This window comes from Pseudophaeobacter profundi, from assembly GCF_029697505.1.
Classification (GTDB): Bacteria; Pseudomonadota; Alphaproteobacteria; order Rhodobacterales; family Rhodobacteraceae; genus Pseudophaeobacter; species Pseudophaeobacter profundi.
On sequence record NZ_JARJEF010000003.1, the window covers coordinates 377,729 to 391,911 of the forward strand.

Genomic DNA, 14,183 nt, shown 5'->3' on the forward strand with positions numbered 1-14,183 from the left:
TGGCGGCGGGTTATTCCACCACGCCGATCACCGGCCCCATCATGAAACCCGCATCAGAGCGGCCGATCTGTGGCGCATGCAGGCGTGATATATTGCCGTCGAAATACAGCGCATTGGGCAGTTTCAAATAGTCGCGGAACAGGCTGCCAAACTGGTGGAAGGTCACCGCATTCCGCGAAATGGCAAAGACCGCGCGGCGGCCATCCGCCGAGGTGCCAACCCCGTTGCGAATATAATACGAGGTAGAGTCGGGCAGAAACCGCGGATGCAGCGCGCCATCAATCACCAGCATCGGCCCCGACTGAGTCGCCGAGGTGCAGCGGGGGGCCGCATCGCGAAAGGCGAGGGATTCAAACACATCGGCGCGGCCTTCGCGCAGGCACAAGACGCCATTGGGAAGCAGGCCAAAATTGCCCGGTCCGGCATTGGTCACCAGGCGCATCTCTTGCTTGCCATCTTCAACATAGAGCCCGACCGGCGCGCGATCGGCGTGATACATGCCGGCATTGGTCGCAAAGGCGAGGGCCTTGCCTTCTGCAGCGAGCGCCTCTTCGATGCGGGAAAAATGGCCATAAACCTGACCTTGTTCATCGTGCAGAAACAGCCGGAGCTGCGCCCGGCTGGCATCCACTTCGCATAGCGTATAGCGATTGCCATCATAGGCGATATCTTCGCACTGCAGCGGAGCTGTCTCGGCGGCTGCCTGTTCTTCAGTGATCTGTGCGGTCGCTACCACGTCTGACCCGCTGTCGGCCCCCAGTGTCGGTGCCGCCCAAAGGGTGGCTAGCACTGCCAGGGCCGGGCGGATCACTCGTCGAGATCGCGGCGCACCGCGTCCTGTTCCAGCATCTTGCGGGTGGCATCCATCTGATCATAGGTCAGATCCAGCTGGAAGCGCAGGTCTGGGGTGTATTTCATCCCAAGCTTCTTGCCTGCCAGGGTGCGTAGCTCCCACTTGTTGCGGGCCAGCAGTTTGAGCAGGTCCTCTTGCCCCTTGCCGCCCAGCGGCAACACATAGGCCGTCGCGATGCGCAGATCAGGGGTGACGCGGACCTCACCGACGGTCACGGACATGCGGTTCAGCTCGGGGTCGTGCAGTTCCCCACGCATCAGCACTTCGGACAGGGTCCGGCGGATCAGCTCGCCGACGCGCAGCTGCCGTTGGGAGGGGGCGCGCCCCTCAGAAGATTTGTTCTTTGCCATAACTTCGATCTAAGCCGAAACCTGCCCTTTGCCAAGTCATCGCCAAGCAGGTAGGAGAAAACCAGCAAAAACATCGACCCATTCAGCAATGAGGACCACAGCAATGACCAAAACACCGGGGATCGTGATCACGGGGGCCTCTGGCCGCATGGGGCAGATGTTGATCAAGACGGTGCTGGACAGCGACAAGGCGCGGTTGGTCGGCGTGGTGGAACGCAGCGGTCATCCCTGGGTCGGTCAGGATCTTGGCCTGGCGATGGGTGGCAGTGAAATCGGCGTGATGGTCAGCGATGATCCGCAGGCAGTGTTTGCGCAGGCGCAGGCAGTGATTGATTTCACTTCTCCGGAGGCCACATTGGCCTTTTCCAAGATGGCGGCCGAGGCGGGCGCGGTGCATGTGATTGGCACCACGGGCATGTCCGAGGCGCAGATTGCGGCGCTGAAACCTGCCGCCGCCAAGACGGTTCTGGTACGGGCCGGTAATATGAGCCTGGGTGTCAACCTGCTGGTGCAGCTGACCAAAAAGGTCGCCGCCGCGCTAGATGAGGATTTTGACATCGAGGTGATCGAGGCGCATCATCATCACAAGGTGGATGCCCCCTCAGGCACCGCGCTGATGCTGGGCGAAGCTGCCGCCGAGGGGCGCGGGGTTGCCTTAGCGGATGTGTCTGATTCGGGGCGTGATGGCATCACCGGGGCACGCAAACGTGGTGACATCGGCTTTAGCGCCATTCGCGGCGGCGATATCGTGGGGGAGCATGACGTGCTTTTTGCTGCCGCCGGGGAACGTATCGTGCTGCGCCATATGGCGACGGATCGGGCGATTTTCGCCCGTGGCGCGCTGAAGGCGGCGCTTTGGGGGCAGGGGCAGGCGCCGGGGGAATACGACATGCTGGACGTGCTTGGGCTGTAAGCCGCATCAGTCGGCCATCCAAGGGCCAGTTGCGATCATTGGCATTGACGCGACTGGCTCTCACTGAGTTATTCGCCAGTTCCAGGCGCGCAAAGCCGGTTCCTACATTGGCGTTGCATGCGCTAAAAGTCGATGGCGATGCCCTTTTTCTCCCAGTCGCCATAACGGGCCGGGTCCAGCCCGTCACGTCCGCCGAGTTCCACGGGTGGTTTTGCCTTGGCCTCGGCCTCTTTGCGGCGCTGTGCGGCTTCGGCCAGGGCGCGCTGGGCGGCAGGGGGCAGGGTTGGCTGTGTGCTCTCTGCATCCTGTGGGGCTGCGCTTTGTTGCGGGGTCTGGGTCTCGTCGCTCATCGCGGGTTCCTTTATGCTGCGGCCATGGTATACGCCCCTCCTTGGTGGGGACAAGCCACCCGACGCGCTGATGCTATGGCCAGCAAGGCGCGCCCCCATGCGAAGGAGAGCAGCAATGTCCGATGGAACCCAGGCCCGCCGTACGGTGATCTACCTTCTGGATCAGGTTCTGGGCGAGGGCCGGTTGTTGGCAGAATGTTATGCCGCTGGCGCGCTGGAGCGGCTGACGCCGGAAGATCGTGCCCGTACCCAGCGCCTGACCCTGCAGACCCTGCGCAGCCTGGAACGCGCCGATCGCGTGCTGCAAAAGCATCTGAAGAAATCGACGCCGTTGACCGTGCATAATGCGCTGCGGCTGGGAACGGTTGAACTGTGCCACGGGGCTGCCGCGCATGGGGTGGTCAATGACATGGTGGCGATCATCTCCAAGCACCGCCGCCATGGCCAACTGAAAGGGCTGGTCAATGCGGTGCTGCGCAAAGTGGCAGATCAGGGTCCGGCAGAATGGGCCAAACTGCGGGTGCCGCGCCTGCCGAAATGGCTGCGCAGCCCGCTGGCGCAGGCCTGGGGCAGTGCCGCCATGCTTGAGATTGAAGCGGCCCACTATGCCGGCGCGCCGTTGGATATCACCGGAAAACCGGGTGCGGATCTGTCGCCGCTGGGCGGACAGCGCATGGCGACGGGGTCGCAGCGTCTGGCCGAGGCCGGGCAGGTTTCGGTGCTGCCGGGGTATGAGGCCGGGGATTGGTGGGTGCAGGATGCCGCTGCTGCACTGCCCGCCCAGATCCTGCAGGCGCAAAAGGGCGAGCGGGTGCTTGATCTTTGTGCAGCGCCGGGTGGCAAGACCATGCAGATGGCCGCCAGCGGTGCCTTGGTGACGGCGGTGGATAGCTCTGCTGCGCGGATGGATCGCCTGCGCGAAAACCTTGCCCGCACCGGGCTGGCTGCCGATCTGGTGGTTGGCGATGCCTTGGAACAGGCGGGGCAGTTTGATGCGGTATTGCTGGATGCACCCTGTTCTGCCACCGGTACCATTCGCCGCCACCCCGATCTGCCACATGCCAAGGACGGCGCGGCCTTTGGTGCCCTGATAGAGCTGCAGGCGCAGATGCTTGCCCATGCCTGGAGCCTGGTCAAACCCGGTGGGCGTCTGGTCTTTTGCACCTGCTCGCTGCTGCCGGACGAAGGCGAATGCCAGATCGAAGAGGCGCTGGAGATCTTTCCGGATATGTCCGCCGACAGCAGCGTGCTGGCGTCGCTGGGAATTGATCCGGCCTGGATCACTGAAGAAGGCGGCCTGCGTCTGCGCCCGGATTACTGGCGGGATCAGGGTGGCATGGATGGGTTTTACATGGCGCTTCTGCGCAAATCTGCCTGATCGATACCCCGCCTGCGCATTCTTCGGTGACTTGAGGCAGCAACACCGCTAGTCTTTTGCCAAAACGCCAGAACTTCAAAGCAAAAGGCGTGAGGCAGAGAGCATGTCCAGATACGATAGAGTGGCGGGTCGTGGGACCCGGATCATGAATAGGTTATATGCCTGGCGCGCCCGCAAGCAGCCAGCCGCCAGCGGGTTTGTGTCACGCCCCGAGCCGCGCACCATCGGCAGTTTTGCCCGTGGGCGGCAGCTGGTGGCAGGCAATCTGCTCTTTGCTGGGTTTTTGGTCGAATCGGACACCACCGGGCTCTGGGATGTGACGGCCCCCGATGCGGCTTTCGAGGCAGAGCGTCAGGGGTTTGCCTGGCTGGATGATCTCGCAGCGGTGGGCGATATCCGGGCGCGGCAGAAGGCCCAGAAATGGGTCTGGGGCTGGATCGAAACCCATGGCGCTGCGGCCGGGTTTGGCGCGGCCCTGTCATGGTCGCCGGATCTGACCGGGCGGCGGGTTATCCGCTGGATCAACCACGCATTGTTTTTGCTCAGCGGCAAGGACCGGGCTGAGAGCGAGGCCTTTTATCAGTCTCTGTCGCAGCAGACCTGGTTCCTGTCGCGGCGCTGGCAGGGGGCCTCTCCGGGGTTGCCCCGGTTTGAGGCGCTTACAGGGCTGATCTATGCCGGGCTGGCGCTACAGGGGCGCGAAGAGCTGGCCGATCCGGCCATCCGCGCCCTGGCGCAGGAATGTGAAAGCCAGATCGACGCTGAAGGCGGTGTGCCAACCCGCAACCCCGAAGAACTTCTGGAGGTCTTCACCCTGCTGACCTGGGCTGCCGCCGCCCTGCATGAGGCGGGGCGCACGGTGCCTGCAGCGCAGATCAAGGCGATAGAACGGATTGCCCCGGCACTGCGGACGTTGCGCCATGCGGACGGCGGGCTGGCGCGGTTTCACGGTGGCGGTCGTGGACTGGAAGGTTGGCTGGATCACGCGCTGGCCGCCGCCCATGTTTCCGGCAAGCATCTTGATGGTCTGGCGATGGGCTATGCCCGGCTTGCGGCCCGGCGCACATCGGTGGTGATCGATGCGGCTGTTCCGCCCCAGGGGGCGGCCTCGAGCAATGGCCATGCCTCGACCCTGGCGTTTGAGCTGACCTCGGGGCGGCGTCCCCTGGTGGTGAACTGCGGATCGGGAGAGACCTTTGGCCTGGAATGGCGTCGTGCAGGGCGGGCCACCCCGTCGCATTCCACCCTTTGCCTGGCGGGGCATTCCAGCGCGCGTCTGGCACCGGCGGACCGCACCACCGGGCAAGAGCTACTGGTCGAGGGGCCAGCCGAGGTGCAGATCGCGCTGGAGGAAGAGACCACAGCCAACCGCTTTCAGGGCGGTCATGACGGTTATCTGCGTGACTTTGGTCTGACCCATGCGCGTACCCTGGAATTGTCAGATGATGGCCGCAGCCTGTCGGGCGAAGATCTTCTGGTGGCCATCGAAGAGCCTGCCAAGCGGGTTTTCTCCAAAATGCTGGATCGCTCTGGCACCCAGGGTATTGGCTTTGAGTTGCGACTACACCTGCACCCAGAGGTGGATTCGACGCTGGATCTGGGGGGCGCTGCAGTTTCGATGGCGCTGAAAAGCGGTGAGATCTGGGTCTTCCGCCATGATGGAAACTGTGAATTGACGCTGGAACCCAGTGTTTATCTGGAAAAAACGCGATTAAAGCCGCGAGCAGCCAAGCAGATCGTTTTATCTGGCCGCGCAATCGAGTATGCGACACGCGTCCGGTGGACGCTGAGCAAGGCGCAAGAGACCGCCATTGCCGTGCGTGACCTGAATCGGGATGAGCCCGAGATTTTTGATTGAGCCTAGACTTGAGCCTGAAAAGGACCGCCCTGCCATGACCGACCAGACCCCCATTCGCCGCGCCCTGCTTTCCGTATCCGACAAGACGGGTCTTATCGACCTGGGCAAGGCGCTAAGCGCACGCGGCGTTGAGCTTTTGTCCACCGGCGGTTCCGCCAAGACCCTGCGTGAGGCCGGGCTAGAGGTCAAGGATGTGGCTGAAATCACAGGCTTTCCTGAAATGATGGATGGGCGGGTGAAAACTCTTCATCCGATGGTACACGGCGGGCTGCTGGCGCTGCGCGACAATGCCGATCACATCAAGGCGATGGAAGAGCATGGTATCGGCCCGATCGATCTTTTGGTGGTGAACCTTTACCCGTTTGAAGAAACCGTGGCCAAGGGTGCCGATTATGACACCTGCATCGAAAACATCGATATTGGCGGCCCGGCAATGATTCGCGCCGCCGCCAAGAATCACGGTGATGTCACCGTGGTTGTGGATGTCGCCGATTATGAGGCGCTGCTGGCCGACATGGATCAGAACGGTGGCACCACCGCACCTGATTTCCGCCGCAAGCTGGCCCAGATCGCCTATGCCCGCACCGCTGCCTATGATGCCGCCGTATCCACCTGGCTGGCCGCCGCGCTAGAGCTGGAAGCCCCGCGCCGCCGTGCCTTTGCCGGTGAGCTGAAGCAGACCCTGCGCTATGGTGAGAACAGCCACCAGAAAGCAGCCTTCTACACCGATGGCACCGATCGCCCCGGTGTCGCCACGGCGCTGCAGCTGCAGGGCAAGGAGCTGTCCTACAACAATATCAACGACACGGATGCCGCCTATGAACTGGTGGCGGAATTTGATCCGGCTGAAACAGCTGCGGTGGCGATCATCAAGCACGCCAACCCTTGCGGCGTTGCCAAGGGGGCGAGCCTGGTTGAAGCCTATCAAAAGGCCTTTGATTGTGACCGCACCTCTGCCTTTGGTGGCATCGTGGCGCTGAACCAGCCGCTGGATGCGGAAACAGCCACCAAGATTGTCGAGATCTTCACTGAGGTGGTGATTGCCCCCGGCGCTTCGGACGAGGCCAAGGCGATCTTTGCCGCCAAGAAAAACCTGCGCCTGCTGTTGACTGATGGTCTGCCGGATACACGCGCTGCCATCACCGCTTATAAACAGGTGGGCGGCGGTGTTCTGGTGCAGGACAAAGACGTGGGCTACGTTGGCATGGATGACCTGAAAGTGGTGACGGAAAAAGCCCCCACCGAAGAGCAAATGCAGGACCTTCTGTTCGCCTGGAAAGTCGCCAAACACGTGAAATCCAACGCCATCGTCTATGTCAAAGGCAATGCCACCGTTGGCGTTGGGGCCGGCCAGATGAGCCGCCTGGATAGCGCCAATGTTGCGGCGTCCAAGGCGCAGCGCATGGCGGATGAACTGGGTCTGGACGAAAGCCTGGCCAAGGGATCGGCTGTGGCATCTGATGCGTTCTTTCCCTTTGCTGATGGTCTGCTGGAAGCAGCAGCAGCAGGCGCAACCTGCGTGATCCAGCCGGGCGGTTCCATGCGTGACGACGAGGTGATCGCCGCTGCCAACGCGCAGGGCATTGCCATGGTCTTTACCGGCATGCGCCACTTCCGCCACTAAACAAGACACGAGAAAAAAATGGCAGCAGCACGTTTGATTTTTTGGGGCGCCTTCTGGGCCTTTCTGGTGGACCAGGCTAGTAAATATCTGGTCATCCACTGGATGGGCCTGTCCCGGCGTCTGAGCATAGATGTGCTGCCGCCCCTGCTGAATTTTCGCTATGGGGAAAACACTGGCATCAATTTTGGCCTGTTTGACAGCGATGTCGATACGGCGCGCTGGGTGTTGATTGGCCTGTCGCTGGCGATTTGTCTGGCGCTTGTGCTTTGGGTTGGGCGAGGCCGCGACAAGGGCGCGCTGATGCATGTTTCCGCCGGGCTGGTGATCGGCGGGGCCCTTGGCAATGTCGCGGATCGCCTGCTCTATGGTTATGTGCTCGATTTTCTCAATATGTCCTGCTGCGGGGTCAACAACCCCTATGTGTTCAATCTGGCAGACGTGTTCATTTTTGCTGGGGCGGCTGGTTTGATCCTGTTTGAGGGACGCAGCAAAAAGCCTGCGTGACCTCCCCCGGGAAATAGGCTAAAACCGCGTTGAAACTGGCGGGAGTATTGGGGAAATGCGAATTCCTCTGGCAATTATCGGTCTGATCTGTGCCGTGGCTGTAACAGGCTGCGGACAAAAATCGTTGCGCGACATTCGCAGCACCGGCCCCGGACCAGATGAATTTCTGGTGCTGCCGCCAAAACCGCTGAGCGCGCCGGCTGACTATGCCGCGTTGCCGCAGCCAACGCCGGGTGGCACCAATCGCACGGATACCAATCCGCAGGCCGATGCCGTGGCGGCCCTGGGCGGCAAGCCCTCGGCGCTGGTGCCGGGATCAGGTGTTCCAGCCAGCGATGTCGGCCTTGTCACCGCGTCTAGCCGGTATGGCGTGTCGCCGAATGTGCGCCAGGCCCTGGCTGCAGAAGATGCCGCTTTCCTCAAACGCAGACGGCGCGGCGGACGTATCAAGATCGCGCCGGTTGACCGCTACGAACAGATCTACGCCAAAGAGACGCTTGACCCCTTTGCCGCCAATGAGGCCTTTCGCCGGGCTGGGGCTGGCACACCCTCTGCGCCACCTGTGAGTGAAGAATAGCGGCCACAGCCTGATCACCTTGTCTTGTTGCCTGCCGCCGCTTTGGGCAGGTGCGACCGGCTGCGGCTGCGGTGGCTGTGCGGCCAGCGATCACCTTTGCGATAGTGATACTTGCGCTTGCGCCTCAAGGGGGTAGGTTAAGCGCGGATGAGCGGGTTGCGCTATTCCAACCATGATACCCGTCGGATGGCAGGCCAGATCCAGCGCGGCTAGATCGAAACTGATCCGGGGCCGCAGGCAGCCTGCCCGGTTCATCTGACTGGCACCATGGTTTGAAGCGACCCACTTGCCCCACTGATACATCAACGCCCGATATAGGCCCGCGCTGCGGTCTGCAGCCCTGGTCTCGATAATGAGGAGAATGCCAAATGATCCCAAGGATTACCTTGGCGGCGACCATGCTGAGCATCAGCCTGACAGGCAGCATGATCGGAGTCGGCAGCGGCGCTCTGGCTGAAACGCCCGCGACGGTCACAAAGGCCGAAGACCCGGTCACAAGTTTTTCGTTGGACAATGGCATGCAGGTTGTCGTGGTCGAAGATCACCGGGTGCCCGTGGTGCAGCATATGGTCTGGTACCGGGCGGGTTCTGCTGATGAACCTATTGGTCAGTCCGGGGTTGCGCATTTTCTGGAACATTTGCTGTTCAAGGGCACAGATACCCTTGCCCCCGGCGAACTTTCGGCGACCGTGGCGGCCAATGGTGGGCGCGACAATGCCTTCACCAGTTATGATTACACAGCCTATTTTCAGCGGGTTGCTTCGGATCGGCTGGAACTGATGATGCAGATGGAAAGCGACCGGATGGTCAATCTGCGCCTTGCCGAAGAGGATATTGTTACCGAACGCGAAGTGATCCTGGAAGAGCGCAACCAGCGCACGGATAACAGCCCTCGCGCTTTGTTTTCTGAACAGCTGAACGCTGCGCAATATCTGAACCATCGCTACGGGCAGCCGGTGATCGGCTGGCGTCACGAGATGGAAGAGCTGGACATGGCCGATGCGCTGTCCTTTTACGGCACCTATTACGCGCCAAATAATGCCATTCTGGTGGTGTCGGGTGATGTGGATCCGGAAGAGGTGAAATCCTTGGCCGAGACCTATTATGGCGCGATCCCTGCAAATCCAGATCTGCCGCAGGTTCGGGCGCGCAGCAAAGAGCCGCCGCAAAACGCAGAGCGTCGCCTGATCTACCGTGACCCTCGCGTCGCCCAGCCCTATGTCCAGCGCTCTTATCTGGCGCCGGAACGCGATGCGGGCGCACAGGAAAAGGCCGCGGCGCTGTATCTTCTGGCCGAACTGCTGGGCGGGGGGACGACATCATATCTGGCCAACGCGCTGCAGTTTGATCAGCAGGTCGCGGTCTACACGGGTGCGTTTTATTCAGGCGTTTCGCTGGATGCGACCAGCTTTGATTTTCTGGTGGTTCCAGCCGAAGGGGTCACCCTGCAAGAGGCCGAGGATGCATTGGATGCCACCCTGGCCGAATTCATGGCCAAAGGCGTGGATATGGAGCAGCTAGAGCGGATCAAACTGCAATTGCGGGCTTCGGAAATCTATGCGCGCGATAATGTCGATGGCATCGCCAATCGTTATGGCCGGGCGCTGACCTCGGGGCTGACGATTGCGGATGTGCAGGATTGGCCAAAGGTTTTGCAATCGATTACCGCGGATGAAATCATCGCTGCGGCGCAGGATTTGCTTCGTCCTGAGGCCTCGGTGACGGGGTGGATGATGCGGCAGGAGGAGGGCAAGTGATGCGCCTTACAGTGATAAAGACGGCTCTGTTTTTCTGGGCCGGGATCGCAGCGCTGGCGCTGCCGGCGCAGGCGGAAATCAAGATAGAAGAAGTCACTTCACCCGGTGGCATCACTGCCTGGCTGGTCGAGGACCATTCGATCCCCTTTACCGCGCTAGAGCTGCGCTTTCGCGGCGGCACCTCGCTGGATGCGCCGGGCAAACGGGGGGCGACCTATCTGATGGCTGGCCTTCTGGAGGAAGGATCCGGTGACATGCGGGCGCAGGACTATACCCGCGCGGTTGAAAATCTGGCAGCCAGTTTTGGCTATGATGCCGACCGTGACAGCCTGTCGATCTCGGCCCGCTTTCTGAGCGAAAATCGCGATGCGGCAATTGCCCTGCTGCAGCAAACCCTGCAGCAGCCACGCTTTGATCAGGATGCATTGGACCGGGTTCGAGCACAGGTGCTTGCCGGGCTGCGGTCTGATCTGAAGGACCCCAACAAGATCGCCAGCCAGGCCTTTGCCGCCATGGCCTATGGCGACCACCCCTATGGCAGTTCCGGAAAGGGCAGCATCGAGAGCGTTTCGGAGCTGACGCGGCAGGATATCTTTGCTGCGCATGATGCCATCTTTGCCAAAGACCGGCTCTATGTCAGTGCGGTGGGGGACATCACCCCCGAAGATCTGGGGCTGCTGCTGGATCGGCTGTTGGGCGATCTGCCCGCCGCCGGGGCGGCGCTGCCGGGGCCAGCCGAGGTGACCATTCCCGGGGGGGTCAGCATCGTTGACTATGACACACCGCAATCGGTGGCGCTGTTTGGCCATCAGGGGATTGAACGCGATGATCCCAGGTTCTTTGCCGCCTATATCATGAACCAAATTCTGGGCGGCGGGTCGTTTGACAGCCGCCTGATGAAAGAGGTACGGGCAAAACGCGGGCTGACCTATGGTGTCTATTCCTATCTGGTGCCGCAGGATCTTGCGGCGACCTACATGGGGCAGCTGGGATCGGCCAACAGCAAGATGGCCGAAGCGGTCGAGGTGATTCAGGCTGAATGGCAGCGCCTTGCCAGCGATGGCGTCACCGAGAAAGAGCTGCAAGATGCCAAGACCTATCTGACCGGGGCCTATCCGCTGCGCTTTGATGGCAATGGCCAGATTGCATCGATCCTGGTGGGGATGCAGATGGATGACCTGCCGATCGACTATGTGCGGACCCGCAATGACAAGATCAACGCGGTGACACTAGAGGAGCTCAACCGCGTTGCCGCAGAGGTTCTGCGCCCGCAGGAGCTGCAATTTATCGTTGTGGGCCGCCCCGTTGGTTTGGCCGAGACAATCAACTGATCCCATCTGGCGCAGATCTTTAGCGGACGCATGCAACAAGAAAGGCCGGGGAAATTCCCCGGCCTTTTCTGTGTTCTGCCTGGTCTGGCCTTACTCGCCGTAGGGCACCCAGATGTTTTTCACCTCGGTGGATTGCTGCAGCACGGTGCGGCTGTGGTCCTGACTCCAGTCAATGGCCCCCTGGGGGACCCAGGTTCGTTTCAGGTTCAGCGCCGAGGCCTGCTCAATCGTGCTGTCCAGATCTGCCGAGGCAAAGCTCCAGACCGCATCGACATTCATATGCGCAGCCAGTGGTTCGGCCAGCGCTTCGGCATCGCCGGTCAGGATATTGACCACCCCTGCCGGGACATCGGATGTTTCCAGCACCTGAAAGAAATCGGTTGCAGCCAGCGGGAACGGGGTTGAAGCGGCCAGCACCACCCGGTTGCCCATGGCCAGCGCCGGCGCCATCAGCGACACCAGCCCCAGCAGCGGTGCCTCATCCGGGCAGAGCGCGCCGATCACGCCAACCGGTTCTTTCATCGCCAGGGCCACGGCGCGCATTGGCACGCCATGCACCTGACCATCATACTTGTCAGCCCAGGCGGCGGCGGTGAACAGGCGATCAACCGCGGTTTCGACCTCTTTCGCGCCGGTTTTCTTGCCTGTCATTGCATCAATGCGATGGGCAAATTCGGCGGCGCGGGCGGACAGGTTTTCGCCGACATAGTACAGGATCTGCGCCCGAAGATGGCCAGTGGTCCTGGACCAGGCCTTGGCAGAGGCTGCGGCCTCCACGGCGTTGCGGATGTCTTTGCGCCCGGCCTGTCCCACATGGCCGATCAGCTTGCCATTGGGGGCGTAGATGGCTTTGGAATAACCGCTGTCGGGACGGGCCTGTTTGCCGCCGATATACATCTTGGCGGTGCGGTCCACCGGATCGGTGCTGCCGCCTGGCTGTTTGCCTGCAAAGGCGGCAAGGGATTTGCGCGCCTTGGGTTTGTCCCTGGGGCGGGTATAGGCGCTCAGGCCTTCCCAGCCGCCTTCCCGGCCAAAGCCGCTTTCGCGGACCCCGCCAAAGCCGGCAGCGGCGTCAAACATATTGGTGCCATTGATCCAGACCACCCCGGCGACCAGCTTGGGGGCAAGATCCAGCGCCAGGTTTATGTTTTCGCTCCAGACGGTGGCGGCAAGCCCATAGCGGCTGTTATTGGCCAGTTCTACGGCCTCGGCTGGGGTGCGAAAGGTGCAAGAAACCAGGACCGGGCCAAAGATTTCTTCCTGCATCAGCGGATCCGATGGCGCGAGTCCCTGGATCAGCGTTGGTGGGAAAAAGCAGCCCTCGCTTGGCAGGGGCAGGGCGGGTTGATAGGTTTCGCCGGCCTGATTGGCCGTGACCAGTGCGCTGATGGTTTGCAGTTGCACCGGGTCAACCACGGCGCCGATGTCGATGGATTTATCCAGCGGGCTGCCCAGGCGCAGCTTGTCCATGCGCGCCTTGAGCCGGGTGTAGAACTGATCGGCAATGCCTTCCTGCACCAAGAGGCGCGATCCGGCACAGCAGACCTGGCCCTGATTGAACCAGATGGCATCCACCAACCCTTCGACCGCAGAGTCCAGATCAGCATCGTCAAACACGATATAGGGGGATTTGCCGCCCAGTTCGAGCGTCAGTGCCTTGCCAGAGCCGGCAGTGGCTTCGCGGATGCGCCGCCCAACCGAAGTCGACCCGGTAAAGGCGATCTTGTCCACATCAGCAGCCACGATCATTTCGCCCACGGCGCCATCGCCGGTGACAATGTTGACCACGCCTTTGGGCAGCCCGGCTTGCTGGCAGATATCGGCAAACAGCAGCGCGGTAAGCGAGGTATATTCCGCCGGTTTCAGCACCACGGTATTCCCCATGGCCAGCGCCGGCGCGACCTTCCAGGCCAGCATCAACAGCGGGAAATTCCAGGGGATGATCTGGCCACAGACCCCAAGTGCCTGGGCTCCCGGCAGCTCAGCCTCCATCAGTTGGGCCATGCCCGCGTGATAGTAGAAATGGCGCTGCGCCAGGGGAATGTCGATATCGCGGCTTTCGCGGATCGGCTTGCCGTTGTCCATGGTTTCCAGCACCGCAAACAGGCGCGCGTGTTTCTGCAAAAGCCGGGCAATGGCATAGAGAAACCGCGCCCGTCCCGGCCCGCCAAGTTTTTCCCAACCGGGCTGGGCATTGCGCGCCGCAGCGGTGGCGGCATCGACATCCGCCTGGCTCGCCTGGCTGAGGGTCGCCAGAACCTCGCCCGTTGCGGGGTTGCGGCTGTTGAAGCCATCGCCGGGCGCGGTAAAGCTGCCATTGATGAAATGGCCAAAGCGGTCGCCTTGGTCAACCAGCCAGGCCAGAGCCTCGGCGGCGCTTTCGGGGGCAGGGCCATAATCCATGGTCTCAAAAATCTCTTTGATGCTCATTGTATCGGTTCCTTTGCCGTGCAGCCCTGGGGGTTCAGCACCCGTTGGGTGGAGGCAGGATGGCGCAGCAGTGCAGCTGCGGGACGAAGGGGGCGCGGCACCAGATTGCCGCCGCAGTTGGGGCAGGTCCCTTTGAGGATGTTGTCGGCGCAATCGGCGCAGAAGGTGCATTCAAAGGTGCAGATCCGGGCCTCTGGGCTGCGCGGTGGCAGATCGCGATCGCAACATTCACAATTTGGTCTCAACTGCAGCATCTGA

Annotated in this window: 13 protein-coding genes; 8 read left to right on the forward strand and 5 right to left on the reverse strand. The window is 61.6% G+C overall.

Annotation, left to right across the window (positions count from 1 at the left end; all coding sequences use genetic code 11):
* Nucleotides 1–10: 10 nt before the first annotated feature.
* Nucleotides 11–718, reverse strand: a complete 708-nt coding sequence (locus P2081_RS07745) for a phosphodiester glycosidase family protein (RefSeq protein ID WP_278922358.1) — start codon at nucleotides 716–718, stop codon at nucleotides 11–13.
* An 89-nt stretch (nucleotides 719–807) separates the two neighbouring features.
* A complete protein-coding gene (gene rbfA / locus P2081_RS07750) occupies nucleotides 808–1,203 on the reverse strand; it encodes a 30S ribosome-binding factor RbfA (RefSeq protein WP_278922294.1) in 396 nt (131 codons plus the stop codon).
* 103 nt (nucleotides 1,204–1,306) lie between these two features.
* Between rbfA and dapB the strand changes: the two genes are divergently transcribed.
* Nucleotides 1,307–2,116 (forward strand): 4-hydroxy-tetrahydrodipicolinate reductase, encoded by an 810-nt coding sequence (gene dapB, locus P2081_RS07755; RefSeq protein ID WP_278922295.1) that lies wholly within the window; start codon nucleotides 1,307–1,309, stop codon nucleotides 2,114–2,116.
* A gap of 122 nt (nucleotides 2,117–2,238) precedes the next feature.
* Here the strand turns inward: dapB and P2081_RS07760 are convergent, their stop codons facing one another.
* Nucleotides 2,239–2,466 carry a DUF1674 domain-containing protein gene (locus P2081_RS07760; RefSeq protein WP_278922296.1) on the reverse strand — a complete coding sequence of 76 codons (228 nt, stop codon included), beginning with the start codon at nucleotides 2,464–2,466 and terminating at the stop codon, nucleotides 2,239–2,241.
* 115 nt (nucleotides 2,467–2,581) lie between these two features.
* On the opposite strand from P2081_RS07760, the gene P2081_RS07765 reads away from it, so the two are divergent.
* The 7 genes from P2081_RS07765 to P2081_RS07795 all read left to right on the forward strand — a co-directional run bounded on the left by P2081_RS07765 (nucleotide 2,582) and on the right by P2081_RS07795 (nucleotide 11,495).
* Nucleotides 2,582–3,844, forward strand: coding sequence for an RsmB/NOP family class I SAM-dependent RNA methyltransferase (locus tag P2081_RS07765; protein ID WP_278922297.1), 1,263 nt, complete (start codon nucleotides 2,582–2,584; stop codon nucleotides 3,842–3,844).
* A 103-nt stretch (nucleotides 3,845–3,947) separates the two neighbouring features.
* The gene (locus P2081_RS07770; RefSeq protein ID WP_278922298.1) at nucleotides 3,948–5,702 is read left to right on the forward strand and encodes a heparinase II/III family protein; all 1,755 of its coding nucleotides are present in this window, start codon (nucleotides 3,948–3,950) and stop codon (nucleotides 5,700–5,702) included.
* A 34-nt stretch (nucleotides 5,703–5,736) separates the two neighbouring features.
* Nucleotides 5,737–7,326 carry a bifunctional phosphoribosylaminoimidazolecarboxamide formyltransferase/IMP cyclohydrolase gene (gene purH / locus P2081_RS07775; RefSeq protein ID WP_278922299.1) on the forward strand — a complete coding sequence of 530 codons (1,590 nt, stop codon included), beginning with the start codon at nucleotides 5,737–5,739 and terminating at the stop codon, nucleotides 7,324–7,326.
* Nucleotides 7,327–7,344: 18 nt separating this feature from the next.
* Nucleotides 7,345–7,830 carry a signal peptidase II gene (lspA, locus tag P2081_RS07780; RefSeq protein ID WP_278922300.1) on the forward strand — a complete coding sequence of 162 codons (486 nt, stop codon included), beginning with the start codon at nucleotides 7,345–7,347 and terminating at the stop codon, nucleotides 7,828–7,830.
* Nucleotides 7,831–7,885: 55 nt separating this feature from the next.
* A complete protein-coding gene (locus tag P2081_RS07785; protein WP_278922301.1) occupies nucleotides 7,886–8,407 on the forward strand; it encodes a DUF3035 domain-containing protein in 522 nt (173 codons plus the stop codon).
* 368 nt (nucleotides 8,408–8,775) lie between these two features.
* Complete coding sequence (locus P2081_RS07790) at nucleotides 8,776–10,164, forward strand: M16 family metallopeptidase (protein WP_278922302.1); 1,389 nt, start codon at nucleotides 8,776–8,778, stop codon at nucleotides 10,162–10,164.
* Nucleotides 10,164–11,495 carry a M16 family metallopeptidase gene (locus P2081_RS07795; RefSeq protein WP_278922303.1) on the forward strand — a complete coding sequence of 444 codons (1,332 nt, stop codon included), beginning with the start codon at nucleotides 10,164–10,166 and terminating at the stop codon, nucleotides 11,493–11,495. The genes P2081_RS07790 and P2081_RS07795 overlap by 1 nt, the downstream gene beginning before the upstream one ends.
* Nucleotides 11,496–11,585: 90 nt before the next feature.
* Here P2081_RS07795 and P2081_RS07800 read toward each other — a convergent pair whose 3' ends face one another.
* Entirely contained in the window at nucleotides 11,586–13,925 is a 2,340-nt protein-coding gene (locus P2081_RS07800) for an aldehyde dehydrogenase family protein (RefSeq protein ID WP_278922304.1), read from the reverse strand.
* The gene (locus P2081_RS07805) at nucleotides 13,922–14,179 is read right to left on the reverse strand and encodes a DUF1272 domain-containing protein (protein WP_278922305.1); all 258 of its coding nucleotides are present in this window, start codon (nucleotides 14,177–14,179) and stop codon (nucleotides 13,922–13,924) included. The genes P2081_RS07800 and P2081_RS07805 overlap by 4 nt, the downstream gene beginning before the upstream one ends.
* Between the last annotated feature and the right edge of the window lie 4 nt (nucleotides 14,180–14,183).

Excerpts from the sequence above, each read along its gene's own strand:
- rbfA (WP_278922294.1), bottom strand. The coding sequence starts at position 1,203 with ATGGCAAAGAACAAATCTTCTGAGGGGCGCGCCCCCTCCCAACGGCAG.
- dapB (WP_278922295.1), top strand. The coding sequence starts at position 1,307 with ATGACCAAAACACCGGGGATCGTGATCACGGGGGCCTCTGGCCGCATG.
- P2081_RS07760 (WP_278922296.1), bottom strand. The coding sequence starts at position 2,466 with ATGAGCGACGAGACCCAGACCCCGCAACAAAGCGCAGCCCCACAGGAT.
- P2081_RS07765 (WP_278922297.1), top strand. The coding sequence starts at position 2,582 with ATGTCCGATGGAACCCAGGCCCGCCGTACGGTGATCTACCTTCTGGAT.
- P2081_RS07770 (WP_278922298.1), top strand. The coding sequence starts at position 3,948 with ATGTCCAGATACGATAGAGTGGCGGGTCGTGGGACCCGGATCATGAAT.
- purH (WP_278922299.1), top strand. The coding sequence starts at position 5,737 with ATGACCGACCAGACCCCCATTCGCCGCGCCCTGCTTTCCGTATCCGAC.
- lspA (WP_278922300.1), top strand. The coding sequence starts at position 7,345 with ATGGCAGCAGCACGTTTGATTTTTTGGGGCGCCTTCTGGGCCTTTCTG.
- P2081_RS07785 (WP_278922301.1), top strand. The coding sequence starts at position 7,886 with ATGCGAATTCCTCTGGCAATTATCGGTCTGATCTGTGCCGTGGCTGTA.
- P2081_RS07790 (WP_278922302.1), top strand. The coding sequence starts at position 8,776 with ATGATCCCAAGGATTACCTTGGCGGCGACCATGCTGAGCATCAGCCTG.
- P2081_RS07795 (WP_278922303.1), top strand. The coding sequence starts at position 10,164 with ATGCGCCTTACAGTGATAAAGACGGCTCTGTTTTTCTGGGCCGGGATC.
- P2081_RS07800 (WP_278922304.1), bottom strand. The coding sequence starts at position 13,925 with ATGAGCATCAAAGAGATTTTTGAGACCATGGATTATGGCCCTGCCCCC.
- P2081_RS07805 (WP_278922305.1), bottom strand. The coding sequence starts at position 14,179 with ATGCTGCAGTTGAGACCAAATTGTGAATGTTGCGATCGCGATCTGCCA.